The 24,095-nt window shown below is 70.8% G+C and carries 28 protein-coding genes; 3 read left to right on the top strand and 25 right to left on the bottom strand.

Annotation, left to right across the window (positions count from 1 at the left end; genetic code table 11):
- Window positions 1-55: 55 nt before the first annotated feature.
- A complete protein-coding gene (locus V3C34_RS07305; protein WP_068422564.1) occupies window positions 56-1,264 on the bottom strand; it encodes a 3-hydroxyacyl-CoA dehydrogenase NAD-binding domain-containing protein in 1,209 nt (402 codons plus the stop codon).
- A gap of 94 nt (window positions 1,265-1,358) precedes the next feature.
- On the opposite strand from V3C34_RS07305, the gene nucS reads away from it, so the two are divergent.
- On the top strand, window positions 1,359-2,054 hold the full coding sequence (gene nucS, locus V3C34_RS07300) for an endonuclease NucS (protein ID WP_068325259.1): 696 nt from the start codon (window positions 1,359-1,361) through the stop codon (window positions 2,052-2,054).
- Here nucS and V3C34_RS07295 read toward each other — a convergent pair.
- From V3C34_RS07295 to V3C34_RS07285, 3 genes are all read right to left on the bottom strand, one after another.
- Complete coding sequence (locus tag V3C34_RS07295) at window positions 2,051-2,353, bottom strand: hypothetical protein (RefSeq protein WP_338538472.1); 303 nt, start codon at window positions 2,351-2,353, stop codon at window positions 2,051-2,053. The genes nucS and V3C34_RS07295 overlap by 4 nt on opposite strands.
- Window positions 2,354-2,363: 10 nt before the next feature.
- The gene (locus V3C34_RS07290) at window positions 2,364-4,463 is read right to left on the bottom strand and encodes a protein meaA (protein ID WP_345912391.1); all 2,100 of its coding nucleotides are present in this window, start codon (window positions 4,461-4,463) and stop codon (window positions 2,364-2,366) included.
- 98 nt (window positions 4,464-4,561) lie between these two features.
- On the bottom strand, window positions 4,562-4,915 hold the full coding sequence (locus V3C34_RS07285) for an STAS domain-containing protein (RefSeq protein WP_346008423.1): 354 nt from the start codon (window positions 4,913-4,915) through the stop codon (window positions 4,562-4,564).
- 158 nt (window positions 4,916-5,073) lie between these two features.
- Between V3C34_RS07285 and V3C34_RS07280 the strand changes: the two genes are divergently transcribed.
- A complete protein-coding gene (locus tag V3C34_RS07280) occupies window positions 5,074-5,694 on the top strand; it encodes a cob(I)yrinic acid a,c-diamide adenosyltransferase (protein WP_346008422.1) in 621 nt (206 codons plus the stop codon).
- Here V3C34_RS07280 and V3C34_RS07275 read toward each other — a convergent pair.
- The 19 genes from V3C34_RS07275 to rpmE form a co-directional block, all read right to left on the bottom strand.
- Entirely contained in the window at window positions 5,687-6,121 is a 435-nt protein-coding gene (locus V3C34_RS07275) for a DUF2550 family protein (protein ID WP_338538474.1), read from the bottom strand. The genes V3C34_RS07280 and V3C34_RS07275 overlap by 8 nt on opposite strands.
- 4 nt (window positions 6,122-6,125) lie before the next feature.
- Window positions 6,126-6,392 (bottom strand): F0F1 ATP synthase subunit epsilon, encoded by a 267-nt coding sequence (locus tag V3C34_RS07270; protein ID WP_068325264.1) that lies wholly within the window; start codon window positions 6,390-6,392, stop codon window positions 6,126-6,128.
- A 73-nt stretch (window positions 6,393-6,465) separates the two neighbouring features.
- The gene (locus tag V3C34_RS07265) at window positions 6,466-6,930 is read right to left on the bottom strand and encodes a DUF2752 domain-containing protein (RefSeq protein WP_338538475.1); all 465 of its coding nucleotides are present in this window, start codon (window positions 6,928-6,930) and stop codon (window positions 6,466-6,468) included.
- An 8-nt stretch (window positions 6,931-6,938) separates the two neighbouring features.
- Window positions 6,939-7,454, bottom strand: a complete 516-nt coding sequence (locus tag V3C34_RS07260; RefSeq protein ID WP_338538476.1) for an NINE protein — start codon at window positions 7,452-7,454, stop codon at window positions 6,939-6,941.
- A 114-nt stretch (window positions 7,455-7,568) separates the two neighbouring features.
- Window positions 7,569-9,023: a F0F1 ATP synthase subunit beta gene (atpD, locus tag V3C34_RS07255; protein WP_068422583.1), complete on the bottom strand. Its 1,455-nt coding sequence runs from the start codon at window positions 9,021-9,023 to the stop codon at window positions 7,569-7,571.
- Window positions 9,024-9,040: 17 nt separating this feature from the next.
- Window positions 9,041-9,943, bottom strand: coding sequence for a F0F1 ATP synthase subunit gamma (locus tag V3C34_RS07250; protein WP_068422586.1), 903 nt, complete (start codon window positions 9,941-9,943; stop codon window positions 9,041-9,043).
- Window positions 9,944-10,045: 102 nt separating this feature from the next.
- On the bottom strand, window positions 10,046-11,683 hold the full coding sequence (atpA, locus tag V3C34_RS07245) for a F0F1 ATP synthase subunit alpha (protein ID WP_346008421.1): 1,638 nt from the start codon (window positions 11,681-11,683) through the stop codon (window positions 10,046-10,048).
- 71 nt (window positions 11,684-11,754) lie between these two features.
- Window positions 11,755-12,564, bottom strand: coding sequence for a F0F1 ATP synthase subunit delta (locus V3C34_RS07240; protein WP_338538477.1), 810 nt, complete (start codon window positions 12,562-12,564; stop codon window positions 11,755-11,757).
- Window positions 12,564-13,157: a F0F1 ATP synthase subunit B gene (locus V3C34_RS07235; protein ID WP_082817055.1), complete on the bottom strand. Its 594-nt coding sequence runs from the start codon at window positions 13,155-13,157 to the stop codon at window positions 12,564-12,566. The genes V3C34_RS07240 and V3C34_RS07235 overlap by 1 nt, the downstream gene beginning before the upstream one ends.
- 50 nt (window positions 13,158-13,207) lie before the next feature.
- Entirely contained in the window at window positions 13,208-13,408 is a 201-nt protein-coding gene (locus tag V3C34_RS07230; protein ID WP_068325273.1) for an ATP synthase F0 subunit C, read from the bottom strand.
- A gap of 94 nt (window positions 13,409-13,502) precedes the next feature.
- Window positions 13,503-14,303: a F0F1 ATP synthase subunit A gene (gene atpB / locus V3C34_RS07225; RefSeq protein ID WP_068325274.1), complete on the bottom strand. Its 801-nt coding sequence runs from the start codon at window positions 14,301-14,303 to the stop codon at window positions 13,503-13,505.
- Window positions 14,300-14,680, bottom strand: coding sequence for an AtpZ/AtpI family protein (locus tag V3C34_RS07220; RefSeq protein ID WP_068325276.1), 381 nt, complete (start codon window positions 14,678-14,680; stop codon window positions 14,300-14,302). Before V3C34_RS07220 ends, atpB begins: the two co-directional genes overlap by 4 nt.
- Window positions 14,677-15,093 (bottom strand): hypothetical protein, encoded by a 417-nt coding sequence (locus V3C34_RS07215; protein WP_170307492.1) that lies wholly within the window; start codon window positions 15,091-15,093, stop codon window positions 14,677-14,679. The genes V3C34_RS07220 and V3C34_RS07215 overlap by 4 nt, the downstream gene beginning before the upstream one ends.
- Before the next feature lie 112 nt (window positions 15,094-15,205).
- Window positions 15,206-16,342, bottom strand: coding sequence for an MraY family glycosyltransferase (locus V3C34_RS07210; RefSeq protein WP_338538478.1), 1,137 nt, complete (start codon window positions 16,340-16,342; stop codon window positions 15,206-15,208).
- A 33-nt stretch (window positions 16,343-16,375) separates the two neighbouring features.
- A complete protein-coding gene (glyA, locus tag V3C34_RS07205) occupies window positions 16,376-17,653 on the bottom strand; it encodes a serine hydroxymethyltransferase (RefSeq protein ID WP_068325282.1) in 1,278 nt (425 codons plus the stop codon).
- On the bottom strand, window positions 17,650-18,408 hold the full coding sequence (locus V3C34_RS07200) for an L-threonylcarbamoyladenylate synthase (protein WP_346008420.1): 759 nt from the start codon (window positions 18,406-18,408) through the stop codon (window positions 17,650-17,652). Before V3C34_RS07200 ends, glyA begins: the two co-directional genes overlap by 4 nt.
- Before the next feature lie 249 nt (window positions 18,409-18,657).
- On the bottom strand, window positions 18,658-19,530 hold the full coding sequence (gene prmC, locus V3C34_RS07195; RefSeq protein WP_346008419.1) for a peptide chain release factor N(5)-glutamine methyltransferase: 873 nt from the start codon (window positions 19,528-19,530) through the stop codon (window positions 18,658-18,660).
- Complete coding sequence (gene prfA, locus V3C34_RS07190) at window positions 19,527-20,615, bottom strand: peptide chain release factor 1 (protein WP_068325288.1); 1,089 nt, start codon at window positions 20,613-20,615, stop codon at window positions 19,527-19,529. Before prfA ends, prmC begins: the two co-directional genes overlap by 4 nt.
- 89 nt (window positions 20,616-20,704) lie before the next feature.
- Window positions 20,705-20,923, bottom strand: a complete 219-nt coding sequence (gene rpmE, locus V3C34_RS07185; protein ID WP_068325290.1) for a 50S ribosomal protein L31 — start codon at window positions 20,921-20,923, stop codon at window positions 20,705-20,707.
- A gap of 198 nt (window positions 20,924-21,121) precedes the next feature.
- Between rpmE and V3C34_RS07180 the strand changes: the two genes are divergently transcribed.
- Window positions 21,122-21,688, top strand: coding sequence for a GNAT family N-acetyltransferase (locus V3C34_RS07180; RefSeq protein WP_346008418.1), 567 nt, complete (start codon window positions 21,122-21,124; stop codon window positions 21,686-21,688).
- Between the two features lie 3 nt (window positions 21,689-21,691).
- Here V3C34_RS07180 and V3C34_RS07175 read toward each other — a convergent pair whose 3' ends face one another.
- A complete protein-coding gene (locus tag V3C34_RS07175; RefSeq protein WP_338538481.1) occupies window positions 21,692-21,835 on the bottom strand; it encodes a hypothetical protein in 144 nt (47 codons plus the stop codon).
- Between the two features lie 94 nt (window positions 21,836-21,929).
- Entirely contained in the window at window positions 21,930-23,927 is a 1,998-nt protein-coding gene (gene rho / locus V3C34_RS07170; protein ID WP_428832217.1) for a transcription termination factor Rho, read from the bottom strand.
- Window positions 23,928-24,095: the final 168 nt, after the last annotated feature.

The following is a 24,095-nucleotide window of genomic DNA, read 5'->3' as shown; positions in this document are numbered from 1 at the left end:
ACGCAGTGGCTGGATCCGCCACCAGATGCACCAGGACGACCTCGTGTGCTCGGGCTCAGTACGTGCGGAAGCCCTCACCTGTCTTGCGGCCGAGCTTGCCGGCGCCGACGAGCTCGCGCAGGAGCGGGGCCGGGGTGAGCGACTCGTGCTCGAACTCGGCGAGCAGCTCCTCCTCGATGGCCAGGGCCACGTCGTTGCCGACGACGTCGAGGAGCGCGAAGGGGCCCATCGGGTAGCCGTAGTGCTCGGTGATCGCCCCGTCGACGGCGTCGAGCTCGGCACCCTCCTCGTGCGCCCTGATGGCGTCGTTGAGGTACGGGAAGAGCAGCGCGTTGACGATGAAGCCGGAGCGGTCGGCGCAGCTGACGGCGACCTTGCGGGTGCTGCGGCACAGGTCCTGGACGGTGTCGAGCACGTCCTGGCCGGTCGTCGCGTGGTTGATGACCTCGACCAGCTTCATGACCGGGGCCGGGTTGAAGAAGTGCATCCCGACGACGTCCTGCGGACGCCTGGTCTGCGCGGCGAGGTCGGCGATGGACAGCGACGAGGTGGTCGTCGCCAGGACGGCACCCGGCTTGCAGATGCGGTCCAGGTCGGCGAACAGTTGATTCTTGATGCCGATCTCCTCGGCGATCGCCTCGACCACGATGTCGACGTCACCGAGGGCCTCGCGCTCGGTCGCGCCGGTGAGGCGGCCGAGGACGGCGTCCGCCTGACCCTGGTCGATCCGACCCTTGTCGACCTGACGGGCCAGGTTCTTGGCGATCTGCGCGCGCACCGCGTCGACCTTGTCGCCGGTGCGGGCCACGTAGGTGACGGGGAACCCGTTCACCGCGAAGACCTCGACGATGCCGCTGGCCATCGTGCCGGAGCCGACGACGCCGACGGTCTTGACCGGGCGAGCCGCCCCCTGGCCGACCTGGGAGGGGGTGAGCTCGTCGGCGACGACCTCGTCCCCGTCGTAGGTGTAGAAGCCCTTGCCGGCCGCCTTGCCCGTGCGCCCCTCGGCGATCAGCCGCTCGATGGCAGGGTCCGGCCGGTGGCGCGGGTCCCCGCTCTCGGCGAAGCGCGCGGCGAGTGCGTCCCGGACGGTCTCGAGACCGATCTCGTCGAGGACCGCGAGGGGGCCGGCGGGCAGGCCGCAACCGAAGCGCATGCCGTTGTCGACGTCCTCACGGGAGGCGTACTGCTCCTCGAACATCGAGGCGGCGTGGTTCAGGTACGGGAAGACCAGGGCGTCTGCAAGAGCGCGGGAGTCTGACATGAGTGGCACTATCGCAGCCGTGGTGACCCCGGGACAGGGGCCCGCGGCGTGACGGTCCGCACAGGGGAAACCTTGTGCGCGTAGGGTCGTCGCCGTGCGAGTGGTGATTGCGACCTGCAGCGTCGACTACGAGGGGCGGCTCAACGCCCACCTGCCCCTGGCGACCCGTCTGCTCATCGTCAAGGCGGACGGGTCGGTGCTCGTCCACAGCGACGGCGGCTCCTACAAGCCGCTGAACTGGATGGCTCCCCCGTGCTCGATGGCGGAGGTCGAGCCGGACGAGACCGAGGCCACAGAGGGGGTGACCGCCGTCTGGAACGTCCAGCACGCCAAGACCGAGGACCGGCTGCGGGTCAGGCTGCACGAGGTGCACCACGACTCGGCGCACGAGCTGGGCCTCGACCCCGGCCTGGTCAAGGACGGCGTCGAGGCCCATCTGCAGCGGCTGCTCGCCGAGCACATCCAGACCCTCGGCGACGGCTACACGCTCGTGCGTCGCGAGTACATGACGGCGATCGGTCCCGTCGACATCCTCGCCAGGGACGCGAAGGGGGTCTCCGTCGCCATCGAGATCAAGCGCCGCGGCGAGATCGACGGTGTCGAGCAGCTGACCCGCTACCTCGAGCTGATGAACCGCGACCCCGCGCTGCGCCCGGTCACGGGGGTCTTCGCCGCCCAGGTCATCAGGCCGCAGGCCCGCACCCTCGCCGAGGACCGAGGCATCCGCTGCGTCACCCTCGACTACGACGAGCTCAAGGGCATCGACACGAGCATGCATCGCCTCTTCTAGTCGCCGAGCTCGAGCCGCTCCACCCCCTGTGCGGCGGACGGCAGGAGCACGGCCACGGTCTCGCCGCGGTGCAGGTCGGCGACCCCGGCCAGCGGGTCGCCCTCGGCGCCCGACAGGGCCGCGTCGACCTCGAGCGGCACGTCCAGCGCGTCGGCCAGGCGCGCACCGACGCCGTCCTCCGACCCCGTGACGACGGCGAGGATCCCCACGCCGCGCAGCGCCCCGACGAGGTGGGCCAGACCCCCTTCGTCCGTGGGCGGTGCGGTGACGAGGAGTGTCGCCGGGCAGTGCAAGGACATACCTCGAAGGCTAGACCTGCGAGGTCGCGTCCTCGGCCTGCACGGCCGACAGGCCGCGACTCTCGCGGATGATGTCGAGGAAGCGACCCATGATCTCGTTGAGGCCGAAGTCCTTGGGGGTGAAGACGGCCGCGACGCCCAGCTCGCGCAGCCTCGCCGCGTCCGACTCGGGGATGATCCCGCCGACGACCACGGGGATGTCCCCGGCGCCCTCGGCCCGCAGGCCCTCGAGCACGTCGGGGACGAGCTCCATGTGCGAGCCGGAGAGGATCGAGACCCCGACCAGGTCGACGTCCTCGGCCACGGCCGCGGACACGATCTGCTCGGGGGTGAGGCGGATGCCCTGGTAGACGACCTCGAAGCCCGCGTCGCGCGCCCGCACGGCGATCTGCTCGGCCCCGTTGGAGTGACCGTCGAGGCCGGGCTTGCCGACGAGGACGCGCAGCTGCTCGCCGAGCTCCTCGCTCGTGGCACGTACGCGGTCGCGCACGGCGAGCAGGTCGGTGGACCCGGCGTCGGCGATCCCCACGGAGCCCGAGACGCCGGTGGGAGCACGGAACTCGCCGAAGACCTCGCGCAGGGCCTGGGCCCACTCCCCGACCGTCACCCCGGCCCGGGCGCAGTCGAGCGAGGCCTCCATGAGGTTGTCGCTCGTCCTCGCGGTCTCCTGCAGGGTGGCGAGCGCCGCCTTGGCCGCCTCGGCCTGCTGCGGGTCGGCGTCGCGCTCGGCACGCCAGGCACGCACGGCCTCGATGGCCTTGGCCTCGACGTCGGCGTCGACGGTCTGGATCGCGGTGTCGAGGTCGGCGGTCAGCGGGTTGGGCTCGGTGGTCTCGAACTTGTTGACGCCCACGACGATGTCCTCGCCGGCCTCGATCCGCTGGCGGCGCAGCGAGTGGCTCGCGACGAGGGCGGACTTCATGTAGCCCGACTCGACGGCCGGCACAGCGCCCCCCATCGCCTGGATGCGCTCGATCTCGGCCTTGGCCCCGGTCACGAGCTCCGTGACCTTGGCCTCGACGACGGGCGAGCCGGCGAAGAGGTCGTCGTACTCGAGCAGGTCTGACTCGAAGGCGAGGACCTGCTGCAGGCGCAGCGCCCACTGCTGGTCCCACGGACGCGGCAGGCCGAGGGCCTCGTTCCACGCCGGCAGCTGCACGGCCCGGGCGCGCGCGTCCTTGCTCAGTGTGACCGCGAGCATCTCGAGGACGATGCGCTGGACGTTGTTCTCCGGCTGCGCCTCCGTCAGGCCCAGGGAGTTGACCTGGACGCCGTAGCGGAAGCGGCGCTGCTTGGCGTCGGTGACGCCGTAGCGCTCGCGGGTGATCTCGTCCCACAGCTGGACGAAGGCGCGCATCTTGCACATCTCCTCGACGAAGCGCACGCCGGCGTTGACGAAGAAGGAGATGCGGGCGACGACCGTGCCGAACTCGTCCTCGGGCACGCGGCCCGACTCGCGCACGGCGTCGAGCACCGCGAGGGCGGTCGACATCGAGTAGGCGATCTCCTGCACGGGGGTGGCCCCGGCCTCCTGCAGGTGGTAGCTGCAGATGTTGATCGGGTTCCATCTGGGGATCTCGCCGACGGTGTACGTCACCATGTCGGTGATCAGGCGCATCGAGGGGCCGGGCGGGAAGACGTACGTCCCGCGGCTCAGGTACTCCTTGATGATGTCGTTCTGCGTCGTGCCGGCCAGGCGCGCCCGGACCTCGGCGGGGTCCTGACCCGCCGCCTCGGCCTGCTCCTCGGCGGCGACCTGGTACATCGCGAGCATGTACATCGCGACCGCGTTGATCGTCATCGACGTGTTCATCTCGCCGAGCGGGATCTGGTCGAAGAGCCGGCGCATGTCACCGATGTGGCTGATCGGCACGCCGACCTTGCCGACCTCACCGCGGCTGAGCACGTGGTCGGGGTCGTAGCCCGTCTGCGTCGGCAGGTCGAAGGCGACCGACAGCCCGGTCTGGCCCTTGGCGAGGTTGCGGCGGTAGAGCTCGTTGGACGCCGCGGCACTGGAGTGCCCGGCGTAGGTGCGCATCACCCAGGGGCGGTCGCGCTCGGGGCGAGCAGCCTCGGCGGCAGGGGTCGGGGCATCAGTGCGGTCGGCCATGAGGGCAAGGTACCCGCGCCCCGCGGCTCACCACAGGCCCGGCGACGGTGAATGACGCCACACCGGGTGGCCGCAGCCGGCCGGGGACGAAGGGGAGGTCAGACGGCGGCGCGGCGGCGGACGGCGATCCGCGGCGCGGGCACGTCGTGGAGGAGCCGGACGAGCCCGGCCCGGCGCAGCAGACGCTCGGTCCGCTCGTCGGCGTTGGCGAAGCGCAGCCGGCGTCCGGCCCGGGCGGCGCGGGCGTGCGCACCCAGGAGCGTCGCGAAGCCCACCTGGTCGACGACGGTCGACCCGGCGAGGTCGACGACGATCGGGTCCCGCCCGGCCCGGATCGCCTCGACGAAGCCCTGCCGCAGATCCGCGCTGTGGCGCAGGTCGAAGGGCACGACGACCCGGACCCGGGTGCTGCCCTCGCCACCCACTGGCGTCAGCGCGACCATTGCGCTCATCACGGCACCTGCCTTCCCCTGCTGAGACCGTGCACCCAGTGTGACGCGCGACCCACGACGGGGGTTGCACCCTCGGGCAACGATGTGATCACGCGCACACCAGCGTCTGGTCAGGCGCTCCCCGTTCGCCGGTCACGGGGGTCTGCCACGATGGGCCCATGGTGAACCTGACGAAGATCTACACCCGCACCGGAGACGGCGGCACGACCGCGCTCGGGGACTTCAGTCGCACCAGCAAGACCGACCCGCGCCTGCAGGCCTACGCCGACGCCAACGAGGCGAACGCCGTCATCGGGGTCGCGGTCGCGACCGGCGGTCTCGAGGAGGAGGTCGTCACGACGCTGACGCGGGTGCAGAACGACCTCTTCGACCTCGGCGCCGACCTGTCGACGCCGCTGCAGGAGGCGCCGGAGTACCCCCCGCTGCGGGTCAAGCAGGTCTGGATCGACGAGCTCGAGGCCGACTGCGACACCTACCTGGGACGCGTGGACAAGCTGCGCTCCTTCATCCTCCCCGGCGGCACCGCGGGCTCGGCCCACCTGCACCACGCGACGACCGTCGTGCGCCGCGCCGAGCGCTCGGCCTGGGCGGCGATCGAGCAGTACGGCACCGACACGGCGCAGGAGCGCGGGAGCGGCGGCGTCAACCCGCTCACGGCGACCTACCTCAACCGACTGTCCGACCTGCTCTTCATCCTCGCCCGCGTGGCCAACCTGCCGATCGGCGGCGACGTCCTGTGGCAGCCGGGCGGCGGCCGCGAGGAGCGACCGGTCAGGTGACGTTGACGCCCCGTCCCGGGGGCGCCGACTCCAGCCAGGAGCGCACCGCCGGGTAGATCTTCTGCTCGAGGGCGAGGTGGACCAGCGGTCGGCCGTCGGGCCCGGTGAGCGTCACCGAGACGGCGTCGACGAGACCGGGCACGGAGACCACGTCGGAGTCGGGCGTGGAGATCTCCAGGCCCTCCCGGACCCAGGCCATGGTGGGGGTCGTCGTGAGGCCGCCGACGCTGAACCACTCGAGGTCCACGGACCCCATGCGCAGCAGACCGAGCCGCCAGCGGTGCGACTCGGGCAGGCGGATGGCGCACGGGCTCACGGGTCCGTGCGCGGCGATGGAGCGTCGCCGCAGCCAGAGGAGGACCAGCCACAGCGCGACGACGAGACACCCTGCGAGGAGGAGGACCTCCACCACCTGCAGGGCCGTCACAGGGTCAGGCCTTGGCCGGGGCCTGGACGGTCTCGGCGACGATCGTCACGTTGTCGTGGTCGACCGAGAGGAAACCACCGTCGACGGTCGCGGTCTGGTCGCCACCCTCGGTGTGGATGACGACGTCGCCCTCCACGAGCACACCCAGCAGGGGGGTGTGGCCGGGCATGATGCCGATCTCGCCCTCGGTGCTGCGCGCACGCACCATGGTGGCCTCACCGGACCAGACCTTGCGGTCCGCGGCGACGAGTTCAACGTTGAGGGAGCTCACGTGGGGGGTCCTTCGTGTCGGTGCGGCTGAGGGGTTCATCCTAGCCCGCGGTGGGAGATGGTCCGACGCCGCGTCAGGCGACGACGAGGGCGAAGTAGTCCTGGCCCAGGGACAGGCTCACGATGCGCACCGCGGAGTAGGCGAGCCACACGCCGACGAGCACCATGAGGAAGCGGGGGTTGAGCTGGTCGAGCAGCCGTTGGGGTGGTCGTCGGCGCACGAGGGAGACGGCCGTGTAGACGACGAGGCCCGCGGCCGCCGCCATCCCGATCGGCCCGAAGAGGTTGTACTCGAAGGCGGTCGCGACGTCACCGTGCGCGAGGTGCACCCACGAGCGGGTCATGCCGCACCCGGGGCACGGCATGCCGGTGAGGATCCGCAGGATGCACGTCGGCTGGCCGCCGTCGACGGACGGCACCGGCCAGACCCGCGCCACGACGAGCCCGACGAAACTGATCGCCGCGAGGACGGGCACGATCATGCGCTCGGTGACGCGGACCCCCTTCGAGAGGTACACGGTCCGGCCTGCCGGGCTCACCGGGTGGGTCATCGCAGCGGCCGGCCGTCCACGTCGGGCAGCTTGCGCATGACGACGAGGATGATGTCGATGAGCGACCAGATGCCCATGCCGCCGCAGGTGACGAGCTTGAGCACGCCGAGGCCGGTCTGGCCGAGGTAGAAGCGGTCCACGCCGAAACCGCCGACGAAGATCGACAGCAGCAGGGTGGTCATCCACTCGCGGCTCGAGAACAGGCCCGGGACCTGCGAGGCCGGGAACCAGCTCTGCTGGCCCTCGGCCCGCACCGGCGAGTCGCCCTTGAGCTGGCCGCCCAGCGCCATGCCGAGCAGCTCCTGGAGGCCGTACGGGCCGTACTCCTGCCCCATGACGTTGAGGTGGTAGCGGCCGGCGGGACCCGCACCGAGCTGCGGCTGCGGGGTGTACCCGGGCGCCGGCGGCTGGTAGCCCTGGGGCGGCGCGGGCGGACCCTGCGGGGCGGGGGGCCCGGGGTACGGGGGGCCGCCGGGGCCGGGCTGGTCGGACTGCTCACCGGGGGTCGTCATGCGGCCAGTGTAGGTGCCCGCGTCACCCGTGCCGGACCGGGTCCGGGACAGCGGACGGCCGCCCCCCTTCGCCAGGACGAAGGGGGGCGGCCGTCACGTCGACCGTGGGTCGGGTCAGAGGTTCTTCTGGATCTCCGCCCACTGGCGCTCGACGTCGTCGAGGCCACCGCACATGAAGAAGGCCTGCTCGGCGACGTGGTCGTACTCGCCGTCGCAGATCTTGGTGAAGGCCTCGATGGTGTCCGGCAGGGACACGGTCGAGCCCTCGATGCCGGTGAACTGCTTGGCGACGTAGGTGTTCTGCGAGAGGAACCGCTGGATGCGACGCGCGCGGTTGACGAGGATCTTGTCCTCCTCGGACAGCTCGTCGATACCGAGGATCGCGATGATGTCCTGCAGCTCCTTGTTCTTCTGGAGGATCTGCTTGACGCGCACCGCGGTGGTGTAGTGGTCCTCCGCGATGTAGCGGCGGTCGAGGATCCGGCTCGTCGAGGTGAGCGGGTCCACGGCCGGGTAGATGCCCATCGACGCGATCTCACGGTTGAGCTCGGTCGTCGCGTCGAGGTGGGCGAAGGTGGTCGCCGGGGCCGGGTCGGTGTAGTCGTCGGCGGGGACGTAGATGGCCTGCATCGAGGTGATGGAGTGACCACGCGTGGAGGTGATGCGCTCCTGGAGGGTGCCCATCTCGTCGGCGAGGGTCGGCTGGTACCCCACGGCGGAGGGCATGCGGCCCAGCAGCGTGGAGACCTCGGAGCCGGCCTGGGTGAAGCGGAAGATGTTGTCGATGAAGAGCAGCACGTCCTGCTTCTGCACGTCGCGGAAGTACTCCGCCATCGTCAGAGCAGACAGCGCCACCCGCAGACGCGTGCCCGGCGGCTCGTCCATCTGGCCGAACACCAGGGCGGTCTGGCCGAGGACTCCGGCCTCCTCCATCTCGACCATGAGGTCGTTGCCCTCACGGGTGCGCTCGCCGACACCGGCGAAGACGGACACACCACCGTGGTTGCGGGCCACACGCGCGATCATCTCCTGGATGAGCACGGTCTTGCCGACGCCGGCGCCACCGAAGAGGCCGATCTTGCCTCCGAGGACGTAGGGCGTCAGGAGGTCGATGACCTTGATGCCCGTCTCGAACATCTCGGTCTTGGACTCGAGCTGGTCGAAGGCGGGGGCCTGGCGGTGGATGCCCCAGCGCTCGGTGATGTCGAGGGTCTCGCCCTCCGCGAGGTTGAGGCAGGCACCGGTCGCGTTGAAGACCTTGCCGAGGGTGACGTCGCCGACCGGGACGGTGATCGGGCCACCGGTGTCCTGGACCGCGGCACCGCGGACGAGGCCGTCGGTGGGCTGCAGCGAGATGGCGCGGACCATGTTGTCGCCGATGTGCTGGGCGACCTCGAGGTTCAGCGTGCGGGTGTTGTCGTCGAGGGTGACCTCGGTGGTGAGCAGGTTGTACTGCTCAGGCATGGTGTCGACGCCGAACTCGACATCGACGACCGGGCCGATGACGCGCGAGATGCGCCCGACCCCGCCTGCAGTGGTGGTGTTCTCTTCGGTGACGGTGGCAGTCATGGGTTCTCTCTACCTTCTCACTTGGAATCGGCGAGGGCGCTGGCGCCGCCGACGATCTCGGAGATTTCCTGGGTGATCTCGGCCTGGCGGGCCTGGTTGGCCAGCCGGGTGTACTTCTTGATGAGCTCCTCGGCGTTGTCGGTCGCCGACTTCATCGCGCGCTGACGAGCCGCGAGCTCGGAGGCCGCCGCCTGGAGGAGGCAGTTGAAGATGCGCGCGTTGACGTAGCGCGGCAGCAGCGTGTCGAGCAGCTCCTCGGGGTTCGGCTCGAACTCGTAGAGCGGGTAGAGCTCGGACTCCTCACCCGGATCCTCGACGCCCTCGACGACCTCGAGCGGCAGCAGCCGGATGACCTCGGCCTCCTGGGCCACCATCGAGATGAAGCGGGTGAAGACGATGTGCACCTCGTCCACGCCCCCGTCCTGCGTGTCCCGGACGAAGTCGGCCACGAGCCGCTCGCCGATCTCGCGGGCGTTGTCGAAGGTCGGCTTCTCGGAGCTGCCCGTCCACTCGGCCGCGTACTCACGCTTGCGGAAGGAGTAGAAGGAGACGGCCCGACGACCGACGAGGTAGGGCACGACCTCCTTGCCCTCGTCGCGGAGGGCGGCAGCGACACGCTCCCCCTCCTTGAGGACGTTCGAGTTGTACCCGCCGGCGAGCCCACGGTCGGCCGCGATGACGACGAGCGCCGCGCGCTTGACGTCCTCCGGCTCGGTGGTCAGGGGGTGGTCCTCGTCCGAGTACGTGGCGACGGCCGAGGCCGCGCGCGTCAGCGCGCGGGCGTACGGCGTGGACTCACGCACGGCCTGCTGGGCCTTGACGACACGCGAGGCCGCCATGAGCTCCATGGCCCGCGTGATCTTCTTGGTCGCACTGACGGACCGGATGCGCTGCCGGTACTCCCGGATCTGCGCTCCCATGTGCTTCCGCCTCTCCTGTGGTCTGTGGTCGGCTCACGGCCGGTGGCCGTGGGGTGGTGCTGCCCCGGTCGGGCGCCGATGAGGGCGCCCGACCGGTGGTGCTCAGCGCTTCTGCTTGACGATCTGGACCTGCTCGGACTCCTGCGCGTCCTCACCGGACTCCTCCGCGCTGCCGACCGGGACGTTGTCCTGGTTGGAGGGGACGAAGGTGTCGCGGAAGGAGGCGATCTCGGCCTCGAGCGCCGAGATCGTGGAGTCCTCGAACTTGCCGGTCTCCTGGATGCCGTCGAGCAGGTCCTGCTTGTTGCGACGCAGGTGGTCGAGGAACTCGGCCTCGAAGCGCTTGACGTCCTCGACGGCGATCGGGTCGAGCTCACCGGTCGTGCCGGCCCAGATCGCGACGACCTGCTCCGGGACGGGGTACGGGTCGGCCTGCTTCTGCTTCAGGACCTCGACGAGGCGAGCACCTCGCGCCAGCTGCTGCTTGGACGCCGGGTCCAGGTCCGAGGCGAACATCGCGAAGGCCTCGAGCGAGCGGTACTGCGCGAGGTCCAGCTTGAGTCGACCGGAGACCGACTTCATCGCCTTGGTCTGCGCGGCCGAGCCGACGCGGGAGACGGAGACACCCACGTCGATGGCCGGACGGACGTCGGAGTTGAACAGGTCGGCCTGCAGGTAGATCTGGCCGTCGGTGATCGAGATGACGTTGGTCGGGATGTACGCCGAGACGTCACCGGCCTTGGTCTCGATGATCGGCAGACCGGTCATCGAGCCGGCGCCCAGCTCGTCGGAGAGCTTGGCGCAGCGCTCGAGCATGCGCGAGTGCAGGTAGAAGACGTCACCCGGGTAGGCCTCGCGGCCCGGCGGGCGGCGGAGCAGCAGCGACATCGAGCGGTAGGCCTCGGCCTGCTTGCTCAGGTCGTCGAAGACGATGAGGACGTGCTTGCCCTGGTACATCCAGTGCTGGCCGATGGCCGAGCCGGTGAAGGGGGCGAGGTACTTGAAGCCCGCGGCGTCGGAGGCGGGAGCCGCGACGATCGTCGTGTACTCCATGGCGCCGGCCTCCTCGAGCGTGCCCTTGACGGACGCGATCGTCGAGCCCTTCTGGCCGATGGCGACGTAGATGCAGCGGACCTGCTTCTGCGGGTCGCCGGTCTCCCAGAACTGCTTCTGGTTGATGATCGTGTCGACCGCGACCGTGGTCTTGCCGGTCTGGCGGTCACCGATGATCAGCTGACGCTGGCCACGGCCGATCGGGGTCATGGCGTCGACCGACTTCAGGCCGGTCTGGAGCGGCTCGTGGACCGACTTGCGGTCGACGACGCTCGGGGCCTGCAGCTCGAGCGCGCGGCGCTCGGTGGTCTCGATGTCGCCCAGGCCGTCGATCGGCTGGCCGAGCGGGTTGACGACGCGGCCGAGGAAGTTGTCACCCACGGGGACGGAGAGGACCTCGCCGGTGCGCTTGACCTCCTGCCCCTCCTCGATCTTGGAGAAGTCGCCGAGGACGACGACACCGATCTCGTGGACGTCGAGGTTGAGCGCGAGGCCGAGGGTGCCGTCCTCGAACTCCAGCAGCTCGTTGGTCATGGCCGAAGGGAGTCCCTCGACGTGCGCGATGCCGTCACCGGCGTCGGTCACGCGACCGACCTCTTCGCGGGAGGCCGCGCCCGGGTTGTACGACCGGACGTAGCCATCCAGGGCGTCCCGGATCTCCTCCGGACGGATCGAAAGCTCCGTCATGATGTCTTCTCCTCGTTGCCGGCCGCGGTGACGGCCGAGTGGGTGGTCTGCATGAAGTGGGTGAGCACGGCTCAGCCGGCCAGGTGGCGCTTGGCCTCGTCGAGGCGTCGCAGGACGGTCCCGTCGACGACCTCGTCGCCGATCTGGACGCGGATCCCGCCGATGACCTCCTCGTCGAGGACGACCTGCAGCAGCACGGGCTTGCTGTAGATCTGCTGCAGGGCGCCCGCGAGGCGGGTGCGCTGCTCGTCCGTGAGGTCGACGGCGGTGGTGACGACGGCGGTCAGCTGCTGCCGACGGTCGGCGGCCACATCGAGGTAGCTCTCGATCGCCCGGTCGAAGCGACGACCGCGCGGTGCGAGCACCGACTGTCGGGCCAGCCGGATCGTCTCGGGTCGCGCCTTGCCCTGCAGCAGGCCACCGACGAGCTCGGCCTTGCCGGCGGGGTCACCCAGACGGTTGGCCAGGGCGTCGCGCAGCTCGGGGTTGCCGGCCACGACGCGCTCGAAGCGGAAGAGCTCGTCCTCGACCTGGTCGATCGCCCCGCCGTCCTCGGCCCCCTTGAGGAGGGACTCGACGGCGAACCGCTCGATGGTGTCGGTGAGGTCGCGCTCCTGCGCCCAGCGCTGCCCGACGAGCACCGAGGCGACCGCCACGGTCTCGTTGGACACCTTGCCGTGGAGCAGCCGGGTGATGAGGTCGGACTTGTCCTTGCCCTCGCGGGAGGGGTCGGCGGCGCCGCGACGCAGGGTCGGGGTGCCGTCGAGCAGCTCCGCCACGGCGAAGAGCTCGTCCGCCATGACGGCCGGGTCCCCGGACGTCAGCGCCGTCTCGAAGGACGCGCGTCCTTCGAGGACGGCGGCGCGGGAAGAGCCTCGCATCAGGCGTCACGCCCCGACGAGCCGACCTTCTCCGGCTGGACCTGACCCGACTCCAGCTCCGCGAGGAACCGGTCGATGAGGCCCTGACGGCTCGAGGAGTCCTGGAGCTCCTGGCCGACGATGCGACCGGCCAGGTCGGTCGAGAGACGACCCACCTCACCGCGCAGCGAGACAGCCGCCTGCTGACGCTCCGCCTCGATCTGCTTGTGCGCCGAGTCCGTGATCCGGGTGGCTTCCTCCTGCGCCTGGCCACGCATCTCCGCGACGATGGCCGCGCCCTCGGCGCGGGCGTCCTCGCGGATCTTGGCGGCCTCGGCACGGGCCTCGGCGAGCTGGGCCTCGTACTGGGCCTTGGCGGCCTCGGCCTCGGCCTGGGCGTTCTCGGCCTGGGCGATGCCACCCTCGATCGCGGCGTGGCGCTCGGCGTAGGCCTTCTCGATGTTCGGCACGACGTACTTCGCGACGACGAAGTAGAGGATCGCGAACATGACGAGACCGAAGACGAGCTCCGGGATGTGCGGGATGAGCGGCATGCTCTCTCCCGTGGCCGCGGCGAGACCCACGACCGACGAGGCGGTTGCGGTGATGTGCACGGGTACTCCTAGTTACTGGTGCCGATGACGGATGGCCGTTGCCGGCAGGCTCAGAGGAAGAAGAGCACCAGACCGAAGATGGCGAGGGCCTCGGCGAGGGCGAAGCCGAGGATCGCGATCGGCTGCAGGAGGCCACGGGCCTCGGGCTGGCGAGCCACACCGTTGATGTAGGCGGCGAAGATCAGACCGACGGCGATGGCCGGGCCGATGGCGGACAGGCCGTAGCCAACGAGCGAAAGGTTGCCTTCCACGATGATTCCTCTTTCGTGTGTTTCGTGAGACCCCGGGACTTGTGTCCTGAGGAAGTGCTGGGTCGATGTTCAGTTGTACGTGCGTGCGGCCGACTCAGTGGTCGTCGGCCAGGGCGCCTGCGATGTAGCTGGAGGTCAGCAGGACGAAGACGAAGGCCTGGAGGAACTGGACCAGGGCCTCGAAGAGGACCATGACGCCGGCCATGAGGAAGGTCGGCAGGGAGAGCAGCTTCAGCAGGGCCCCGCCGTCGAGCAGGAAGTAGGCACCGGCCGAGACGAACAGGAAGATCACCATGTGGCCGGCGAACATGTTGCCGAAGAGTCGCAGGGCCAGCGTCAGCGGGCGGGTGACGAAGTAGGTGATCAGCTCGAGCAGGAAGACGACCGGCACGATCCAGCCCGGCAGGCCCGGCGGGATCATGTGCTTGAAGTACCCGATGAAGCCCATCTTCTGGAAGCCGATCCAGTGGTAGACCACGTAGACGACGGCGACGAGGGCGATCGGGAACCCGATCTTGCCCGTGACCGGGTTCATCGCGAAGGGGAAGATGCCCATCAGGTTGTAGAAGAGCACCATCGTGAAGAGGGTGACGATGAGCGGCACGAACCGGCGGAACTCCTTGGTCCCGATCATGTCGCGGGCCACGCTGTTGCGCGGGAAGTTGTAGAAGCCCTCGAGGAGCCACTGGCCCTTGCTCGGGACGACCGCGGCCTTGCGGCTCAGCACGACCAGGACGATCGAGACGACCGCGGTGACGATGGCGGCCCACGCCATCTGGTTGGTGACGACGATGCCGCCGACCTCGAAGAGCGGCTGCCAGAAGATCTCCGGCGTGGGGGACTCGAAGCCCTCTCCTCCACCGGCAGCAGGCAGCGCGGGCGCAGTCAGGATCACTGGTTCTCCTCGTTGTGTGGCTGGGCACCATCAAGCGACGTCGTGACGCTGTCGGGGTGGGGTGCCTGGGACGTACCGTACCGGAGCCAGATCACGTACAGGGACAGGGCCATGCCGCCGAGGACTCCGATGACGACGAGGAACGAGGTCCCCAGCCATCGGTCGAGCAGCCAGCCGATGGCGCCGTACAGGATGGGCCCGGTGATCAGGTGTGCGAGCACCGTCGCCGCCATCGCGTCCGACGCTGCGACGGGATGGGGCGCGGTCGGGTCATGCCGGTAGCGCGCGGTCTGGGCCGCGGACTCCTCGACGCTCGGGAGCGCCTTGGTCACGAGTCGGGGGGTCTCCCCCTTCGGCCGTCGGGCGAGCGCGCTCATGCGCCGGCTCCGGACGGGTGGATCAGGTGGCGGCCGCGGACGTAGCCCGCGACGACGCCGACCTGGAGGACGACGGTCGCGGCGACGGCCGAGAGTGCGGCGGTGCGCCCGTCGAGCCAGGGCATCTCGCGCAGCACGGCGATCGCGGCGACGAGGATGATCAGCTGCCCGAGGTAGACGACCCCGGCCCCGGCCGTGGAGGTGCCCACGTCACCGGCGACGATGAGCGTGATCGCCAGCAACCCCGTGAGGACGACGAAGAAGGCGAGGAGCGATCCGGCGAGCGCGCTCAGGGCGCCGTCGACCCCCTTCGCGATGGCGGCGACGAGCACGGTCAGCGCGGTCCCGACGACTCCGGAGACGAGGACACCACGACGCATGCCCTGCACGGGGCTGCGGGGAGTCGTCGGCATCGGCTCACTTCGGGACGGGAGCACGAGGTGCTCGACGGGTCGGACCGAACGGTCCGTGGGCGCTTGTGAAAGTTTACACAAGCGCCCCGGATGCCGACAATCGACCGGCTGCTCAGGCGTCCAGACGCCGTCCGCGGCTGTCGAACTCCTTGGGCCGGTGGCCCGGCGCGGAGAACTTCGGGAGCCACGCCGTCAGGCCGGCTGCGACGGCGAGCATGACCACTCCCCCGGCTGCGGCGAGCAGCGGCGGCACGAAGACGAAGCTCACCGAGCCCATCGCGACGACGAGGGCCCACAGCCACAGCAGGAGCACCGCGCGGCGGTGGCCGTGACCGATCTGGAGCATGCGGTGGTGCAGGTGCTGGCTGTCCGCGTGCCACGGGCGCTGGCCGCGCGCGGTGCGGCGCGCGACGGCCCACACGACGTCGAGCAGCGGCAGCAGCATGATCGAGATCGGGATGAGCAGCGGCAGGATCGTCGCGGCCAGACGGTTGCGGCTCACCTGCGCGGGGTCGATCTGCCCGACGTTGAGGATCGTCGCGGCCGCGAGGAGCAGCCCGAGCGTCAGCGCCCCGGAGTCGCCCATGAACAGGCGCGCGGGGAAGACGTTGTGCGGGAGGAAGCCGAGGCAGGCCCCGGCGAGCGCCGCCGAGACGAAGGTCGCCGAGGAGAAGACATTGGGCGGGGCGTAGCTCGCGGAGATCAGGTAGCTGTAGATGAAGAAGGCCACCGCGGCAATGGCCACCAGACCGGCCGCGAGGCCGTCGAGGCCGTCGATGAAGTTCACCGCGTTGATGCACAGGATGACGATGAAGATCGTCATGAGCACGAGCAGCGGTGCGGGCAGCACCGTGACGACGCCGAGCGGGAGCGAGAAGAACTGCACGCCCGAGAAGGCGATGATCGCCGCGGCCACGAGCTGCCCGCCGAGCTTGGTCAGGGCGTCGAGCTCGCGCACGTCGTCGATCGCGCCGACGAGGCAGACGACACCGGCGCCCAGGAGGATGCCGAGCAGCTCACCCGACTCGAAGACCTGCCGCAGGAAGGGCATCCGCCACGCCACGAGGGTCGCGGCGGCGTAGCCGAGGAACATCGCCACGCCGCCGAGCCTCGGGATCGGCACGACGTGCACGTCCCGCTCGCGGACCTCGGTGAAGGCCCCGACGCGGGCCGCCAGGGTCCGCATGAGCGGGACGAGCAGGTACGTCGTGACGAGGGCGACGAGGAAGACGTAGACGTACTCCCTCACCCGTCGCCTCCGTCCCGTCCGACGCGGATCGGATCAGCGAGGGTAGGCCGGGAAGCGGGTGACCAGGTCGGTCACCTGCGCACGGACCTCGCGGGAGACCTCGTGCTCGGGGTCCGCGTCGCCCGTCGTCACGGCGGTGTGGATGAGCTCCGCGATCTTGACCATCTCGTCGGTGCCCATGCCCTGCGTCGTGACGCAGGGCGTGCCGACGCGGATGCCCGAGGCGATCGACGGCTTCTGCGGGTCGTTGGGGATGGCGTTCTTGTTGAGCGTGATGCCGGCCGCGTCGCAGCGGGCCTCGGCGTCGACGCCGGTGACGCCGACGCCCTGGAGGTCGAGCAGCGCGAGGTGCGTGTCCGTGCCGCCGGTCGTCGGGCGGATGCCGCGCTGCAGGAGCTCCTCGGCCAGCACCTTGGAGTTGGCGATGACGTCGCGGGCGTACTGCTGGTACTCGGGGGTCGCGCACTCCTTGAAGTTCACGGCCTTGGCCGCGATCGTGTGCATCTGCGGCCCGCCCTGCATCATCGGGAAGATCGCCTTGTCGAGCGCCTTGGCGTGCTCCTCCTTGCACACGAGCGCGCCGGAGCGGGGGCCGCGCAGCACCTTGTGCGTCGTGAAGGTGACGACGTCGGCGTACGGCACCGGGCTCGGGATCGCCTTGCCGGCGACGAGGCCGATGAAGTGCGCGGCGTCGACCCACATGATCGCGCCGACCTCGTCGCAGATGGCGCGGATGCGCTCGAAGTCGATCAGGCGCGGGATCGCGGACCCGCCGGAGCAGATGACCTTGGGGCGGTGCTCCTTGGCCAGGCGCTCCATCTCGTCGTAGTCGACGTCCTCGGTCTCGGGGTGGACCCCGTAGTGGACGGCGTCGAACCACTTGCCGGAGAAGGAGACCTTGGTGCCGTGGGTGAGGTGGCCACCGTGCGGCAGCGACATCGCGAGGATCTTTTCCCCCGGCTGCAGGAAGGCGCCGTAGACGGCCTGGTTGGCGCTGGCCCCGGAGTGCGCCTGGACATTGGCGTGCTCGGCGTCGAGGAGGCTCTTGGCGCGCTCGATCGCGAGGTTCTCCGCCTTGTCGACCTCGGAGCACCCGCCGTAGTACCGACGCCCGGGATAGCCCTCGGCGTACTTGTTGCTCAGCGTCGAGCCGAGCGGGGTGAGCACCTCGGGCGAGGAGATGTTCTCGCTGGCGATGAGCTGCAGACCACCGCGGATGCGGTCGAGCTCGCCGGTGAGCACGGCGGCGATCTCCGGGTCGAAGGCGCTCAGGGCGCCGAAGTCAGAGCCGTAGAAGGTGTCGTCGGTCATCGCGGGGCCTCCGTGTGGGGTGTGTCTGTGCTGGGTCCGGGGATGGACGTGGCGTCCGAAGGGAGATCCTCCCACTCCGGCGGATCGGTCGGGCCGGTCGGGTCGGCGACGTCCGGCGTGTCGAAGCCGGGCCCGAGGAGCGCCTCGAGGCGGGCCCGGTCCACCGCGCCGTCGCGCAGCACGACGGGGTGCTCGCCGGTGCAGTCGATGATCGTCGAGGCCTGCTGGGTGGCCCGCGGTCCGCCGTCGAGGTAGACGCTCACGGCGGGGCCAAGCTGGACGGCGGCCTCGGTGACGGTCGTCGCGGCGGGCTCTCCGGTGCGGTTGGCGCTCGTCACGGCCAGGGGGCCGGTCTCGCGCAGCACCTCGAGGGCGATCTCGTCGTGCGGCATGCGCAGCGCGACGGTGCCGGCGGTCTCGCCGAGGTCCCAGTGGAGGGAGGGCTGCGCCCACAGGACGAGGGTCAGCGGTCCGGGCCACAGCTCGTCGACGAGCCGGCGGGCCCACTCGGGCACGGCGCGGGCGAGCCCGTCGAGCGTGCGCACGTCGGGCACGAGGACGGGCGGCGGCATGTCCCGGCCCCTCCCCTTCGCCGCGAGGACGCTCGCGACGGCCGCCGGGTCGAACGCGTCCGCCCCGATCCCGTAGACCGTGTCGGTGGGGATGACGACGACCTCGCCCCGGCGGACGGCATCGACGCAGGTGGCGATGCTCCCTTCGCGGTCGGCGGTGGTGGCATCGACGACAGGACTCATGGGTCCACCCTATGACGCGGCCGGACACTGCTCCCGCCCGTTCACGCATGTCCGGGCCACGGGCTGGGTATGTTGGCGCCTGATGTACCCCGTCACGACAAGGAGGAACACATGCGTGGATCCAGTCTCATCTGGACGATCGTCGGCGTGCTGCTGATCATCGCCCTGCTCATCTACATCCTCTGACAGCCCTCGGGACACGACGGGGCTCGGCCGACCGGCCGGGCCCCGTCGTCGTGCCCGGGGCGCTCAGGCCCGCCGGGCCGTCGTCGTGCGCGGCCGACCGGCGAGGTCGGCGTGGTCGACCGCGTCGAGCCAGGCACCGGTGGCCGCGAGCGCACGCGGCAGCGACCGCCCCTGGCTGTCCGCGTGCTCCATGACGAGCAGCCCGCCGGGGCGCAGCAGCCGCGCAGCGGCGGCAGCGACCGCCAGCGGGATCGCGAGACCGTCCTCGCTGCCCCCGTAGAGCGCGATGTCGGGGTCGTGCTCGGCGACCTCCGGCTCGAGCGGCACCATGCCCGTCGGGATGTACGGAGGGTTGCTCACGACCACGTCGACCCGACCGACGACGTCCGCGAGCCTGGGGACGCCGACCGGGTCGGCTGTGGCATCGGCGGCGACGAGCTCCACCGGCAGGCCGGTCGACTCGATGTTGCGCGCGGCCCAGGCCAGCGCGAGGTCGCTCACCTCGACGGCGGTCACCGACGCGGTCGGCGCCTCGTCGGCGACGGCCAGCGCGAGCGCGCCCGAGCCGGTGCACAGGTCGACGACGAGAGGGGCGTCGAGCCCGACGAGCGCCGCGAGCACGTGGTCGACGGCCTGCTCGGTCTCGGGTCGCGGGACGAAGACGCCCGGCCCGACGTGCAGCTCCAGGCGGCGGAAGGGGGCGGTGCCGGTGAGGTGCTGCAGCGGCAGCCGGGTGGCGCGCTCCTCGACGAGGCCGCCGAAGCGCTGGAGGAAGCCCTCGTCCGGCTCCCACCCCATGAGCAGGCGGCGCTCCACCTCACCCCGGTCGCAGCCGAGGGCGTGGGCGGCGAGGAGCAGGGCGTCGGTGCGCGGCGAGGGGACACCCGCCTCCGCCAGCGAGGCGACCGCCAGGTCCACCTCACCGCGCAGCGTCACTCCCCGTCCCCCGCGAGGGCCGCCAGCTGCGCGTCCTCGTCGGCCTGCACGGCGGAGTCGACGACGGCGTCGAGGTCGCCGTCGAGGACGGCGTCGAGACGGTTGGCCTTGAAGCCGGTCCGGTGGTCGCTGATCCGGTTCTCCGGGAAGTTGTACGTGCGGATCCGCTCGGACCGGTCGACGGTGCGCACCTGCGAGGCGCGCGCCTCCTTGGCCTCGGCGGCCGCCTCGTCCATCGCCATCTGGTGCAGCCGGGCGCGCAGGACGCGCATCGCCGACTCCTTGTTCTGCAGCTGGGACTTCTCGTTCTGGCAGCTGACGACCGTGCCGGTCGGCAGGTGGGTGATCCGCACGGCCGAGTCGGTCGTGTTGACCGACTGGCCGCCCGGGCCGGAGCTGCGGTAGACGTCGATCTTCAGGTCGTTGGGGTGCAGGAGGTCCGTGTCGGTCGCCTCCTCGACCTCCGGCATGACCCACACGCCCGCCGCGGACGTGTGGATGCGGCCCTGGCTCTCGGTGACGGGGACGCGCTGGACGCGGTGGACTCCCCCTTCGTACTTGAGGCGGGCCCACGGGGCGCTGCCCGGCTCGACCGCGCCCTTGGCACTGATCGCGACGCGCACGTCCTTGTACCCACCGAGGTCGGAGTCGGTGGAGTCGAGGATCTGGGTCTTCCACCCGCGCTTCTCCGCGTGCCGCAGGTACATGCGCAGCAGGTCGCCGGCGAAGAGGGCCGACTCCTCTCCCCCTTCGCCCGCCTTGATCTCGAGGATCACGTCGCGGTCGTCGTCGGGGTCGCGGGGGACGAGCAGCCGGCGCAGCCGGTCCTCGAGGGCGGTGACCGTCTCCTCCAGGGCCGGGACCTCCACGGCGAAGGCCGCGTCCTCGGCGGCCAGCTCGCGCGCCGCCTCGAGGTCCCCGGTCGCCAGGTCGAGCTCGTGCTGAGCGGTCACGACCGGCGTGAGCTCCGCGTAGCGGCGGTTGACGGTGCGCAGCCGGTCGGGGTCACCGATGACCGCGGGGTCGGCGAGCGAGCGCTCGAGCTCGGCGTGCTCGGCGATCAGTGCCTCGACGGACTCGAGCACGGTGCCTCCTGGCGGGTCACGGGTGGGACAGCAGGTGGGGACACGAATGCGCCGGCCACCCCCGAGGGTTGGCCGGCGCATCGTGCGGGTCAGTTGGCCGGAGCCTTCTGGCCGTAGCGCTTCTGGAAGCGGGCCACGCGACCACCGGTGTCCATGATCTTCTGCTTGCCCGTGTAGAACGGGTGGCACTGGCTGCAGACCTCGGCGCGGATCTGGCCGTCGCCCTTGGTGCTGCGGGTGGTGAAGGTGTTGCCGCAGGTGCACGAGACGGTCGTCATCTCGTAGGTGGGGTGGATGTCCTTCTTCACGTGGTGCTCCTCGGGTCGATGTCATCCGGGTCGACGCTGCGCCCCTGCTCGGGGCCGAACAGCTGCGGGCTCTGTGCCGCGTGCCGTGAACCGGACCAACCATGAATTGTGCCGCAGTGGTGGCACGGTGGTCAAAACACGGGGGTGGGCGCGGATGTTCCCGCTGGCAGCCCGTCGCCGCGCTGGCAGGATGGGCCCATGGCTCCACCCCGCCCCCGCCTGCCCCGTCGCCCCGCACGCGATCGACGAAGGGGGTCCACCCCCGGCCCCGTCGAGGGCTCGGTGATCCGCCCGGCGGTCGTCGGGGACATCGCGACGATCGTGGCGCTGCGGGCCCTGATGTTCGAGGCCATGGGCACCTCCACCGAGGAGGTGTCCGACATCCGGTGGCAGCAGGACTCCTCCCGCTGGCTACAGCGTCGCCTCGCCGACGGGAGCACCCACGTCGTCGTCACCGAGGCCAACGGCACGGTCGTCTCGTGCGCCATCGGCCAGGTCCTCGACCTCATGCCCTCGCCGACCCGCGCCGGCGCAGGGGGCCTGGTCACCAACATCGCGACCTTCCCCCGCCACCGTCGGCTGGGCTTCACCCACGCCGTCCTCGGGGCGCTGCTCGAGTGGTTCGAGGAGGAGACCGACGTCGAGGTCATCACGCTCAACGCCACCGAGGCGGGGCGGGACATCTACGAGAACTTCGGCTTCGAGCCCTCGCCCTTCCCCGAGATGCGTCGACGGGTCGAGCGGCCGGCCGCGACAGAGGACTGAGGCTCAGCGGCCGTCCCGCCGGGCACGACGGCGCACCCAGCGGGTCGCGATCCGTCGCAGGATCCACACGACGAGGCCGAGGACGACCGGTCCCACGGTGAGCCACAGGGCCGCACGCAGCACGGGGTCGGAGAGGTCGAGAGGCATGGTGGTCGTCATCCTAGGGGCTCTGCGTGGTGGCGGCACGACTCGGCCGGCGCCCCTCAGGGACGCCGGCCGGGTCGACGAATCGCGTTGACCGTCAGGCGGTCTCGTCCTCGTCGCCGAGCTTGATGGAGCTGGTCGCCGCGACCTGGGAGAGGAACTCGTAGTTCGTCTTGGTCTTGCGCAGCCGGTCCAGGAGCAGCTCGACACCCTGCTGGGTGTCGAGGGCCGCGAGGACCCGACGCAGCTTCCACATGATCCGCAGCTCCTCGGGCGCGAGGAGGATCTCCTCACGCCGGGTGCCGGAGCCGTTGACGTCGACGGCCGGGAAGATGCGCCGGTTCGCCAGGCCACGGTCGAGCTTGAGCTCCATGTTGCCCGTGCCCTTGAACTCCTCGAAGATCACCTCGTCCATGCGCGAGCCGGTCTCGACGAGTGCGGTCGCCAGGATCGTCAGCGAGCCGCCGTTCTCGATGTTGCGGGCGGCACCGAAGAACTTCTTCGGCGGGTAGAGCGCCGCGGAGTCGACACCACCGGACATGATGCGCCCGCTCGCCGGGGCGGCGAGGTTGTAGGCGCGACCCAGCTTGGTGATCGAGTCGAGGAGCACGACGACGTCGTGGCCCATCTCGACGAGGCGCTTGGCGCGCTCGATCGCGAGCTCGGCGACCGTCGTGTGGTCGTCGGCCGGGCGGTCGAAGGTGGAGGCGATGACCTCACCCTTGACCGCGCGCTGCATGTCGGTGACCTCCTCGGGACGCTCGTCCACGAGGACGACCATGAGGTGGCACTCCGGGTTGTTGGTCGTGATGGCGTTGGCGAGCGACTGCATGACCATCGTCTTGCCGGCCTTGGCCGGGGCGACGATGAGGCCGCGCTGGCCCTTGCCGATGGGGGCGACGAGGTCGATCATCCGGGTGGTGAGGATGTTGGACTCGGTCTCCAGGCGCAGCCGCTCCTGTGGGTACAGCGGCGTGAGCTTGCCGAACTCCACCCGACGCTTCGCGTCCTCGGGCGTCATCCCGTTGATCGTCTCGAGCTTGGCCAGCGGGTTGTACTTCCCGCGGTTGCCCTTGGTGCCGACGGTCGGCTGCTGCAGCTCCTCGCCCTCGCGGGTCGCCTTGACCTGACCGGTGACGGCGTCCCCCTTGCGCAGGCCGTTGCGCTTGACCATGCCGAGCGGTACGTAGACGTCGCCCGGGCCGGGCAGGTACCCCGAGGTGCGCACGAAGGCGTAGTTGTCGAGGACGTCGAGGATGCCCGCGACGGGGACGAGCACGTCGTCCTCGGAGATCTGCGGCTCGGTCTCGTCGAACTGCTGGCCGCCGCCGCGACGCTTGTCCCGGTTGCGGTTGCGGTTGCGGTTGCGGCTGCGACGGCCGCCGCGCTCGTCGTCGCCACCCTGGTCGTGGCGACCCTGCTGGTTGCGGTCGTCCTGGTTGCGGTCGCCCTGGTTGCGGTCGCGGTTGCCGCCCTGGTCGTTGCCGCCCTGCTGGCGGTCGTTGCCGCCCTGGTTGCGGTCGCGGTTGCCGCCCTGCTGACGGTCGCGGTTGCCACCCTGCTGGCGGTCGTTGCCGCCCTGGTTGCGGTCGCGGTTGCCACCCTGCTGGCGGTCGGTGCGCTCACCCTGCTGGCGGTCGTTGCCACCGCGGTCGCGGTCGGCGGAGCGCTCGCGGCCGCGGTCGGCCTGCTCGCGCTCGCCCTCCTGCTGCCCGGAGTCGGTCTGCCGGGCGCTCGGGGCCTCGGCAGGCGCCGTGGTGGCCGGGGCCTCGACGGCAGGCGCCTGGGCGGCCGACGCCTGGGTCGCCGGGGCCGTGTCGACGGGCACCTCAGCGGCACGCGCCGTCTCGGCGGGAGCCCTGTCGGCGCGCGGGGCGTCGCCGGCCGGGGCAGACGTACGCGCCGGGGCGGACGAGCCGGACTGCCGCTCGCGGATGGCCGCGAGCAGGTCGCTCTTGCGCATCTTGGCGGTGCCGGTGATCCCCATGCTCGAGGCGAGCTGCTGGAGCTGGGCGAGGCGCATCGCGCTGAGAGCGCCGGAGCGGCGGGGCTGCTCAGCGGTCTCGGCGCTGGCGCCGGTGGTGGTGTCGGTCACGAAGGACCCTTTCCCTCGTAGGGCCAGCCGCACAGGGCGGGCCTGATGAGTCCCGTCAAGAGCGGGATGTGTGGTGAGATCCCCACGGCTGTGTGCCGGGCCCGGAGGCCGAGGGCACTCACGTGGGGGGAGCTCCGGGCCCTCCTGTGCGACTCGACTGGTTCGTCG

Origin of the sequence: Janibacter terrae (genome assembly GCF_039636765.1) — a bacterium.
Taxonomy (GTDB): domain Bacteria; phylum Actinomycetota; class Actinomycetes; order Actinomycetales; family Dermatophilaceae; genus Janibacter; species Janibacter terrae.
Note: the sequence above shows the minus strand (reverse complement) of the source record. Positions and strands in the feature narration are given on the sequence as shown.